The 625-nt window shown below is 47.5% G+C and carries 1 protein-coding gene; it reads left to right on the forward strand.

Annotated elements, in window-relative coordinates; all coding sequences use genetic code 11:
* Positions 1 to 61 precede the first annotated feature (61 nt).
* On the forward strand, positions 62 to 625 hold a 564-nt coding region (rpsE, locus tag ACYVTD_RS15440; RefSeq protein ID WP_461248584.1), incomplete at its 3' end, for a 30S ribosomal protein S5.

Consider the following 625-nt stretch of genomic DNA (forward strand, 5'->3'; position numbering starts at 1 on the left):
ATGGAATAGTTAAGCCTTTAGCCGATGGAACCCGGAAAGCGGGCATCAGTTTCTAGGGGGCATGATGGCAAAAACGACAGACATTATCGAAGATTCTACAGTAGTAGAAGAAAATATCGAAGATAACTCTGATTCCGCAGTGGATACGGATTCTGTCGAAGTTGCGGCGGAGGTCCGTCACGAAGGCAGAGGAAGACGCGGGCGTGGACGTGACAGAGATCGCGGCGATCGCGAGCCTGCCGAAAAAGAATTTATCGAAAAACTTGTTAAACTTAACAGAACCGCCAAGGTTGTTAAGGGCGGACGGCGTTTTTCATTCTCGGCACTTACCGTAATCGGTGACCGCAAGGGAAAAGTCGGCTACGGCTTTGGCAAGGCAAACGACGTATCGGAAGCTATTCGCAAAAGCATCGACAGGGCAAAACGCAATATGATTCATCTTCCTGTAAAAAATGGGACAATTCCCCATGAAGTAAAAGGATTTTTTAAGTCGTCTTATGTTTTGTTAAAACCAGCCCGTTCTGGAACAGGAATTATTGCCGGAGGTCCGGTAAGGGCGATTATGGAAGCGGGCGGCGTTACCGATGTGCTTTCAAAGTCGATTGGCTCTTCAAGTCAATATAAC

The organism is Treponema sp. R6D11 (assembly GCF_054786075.1).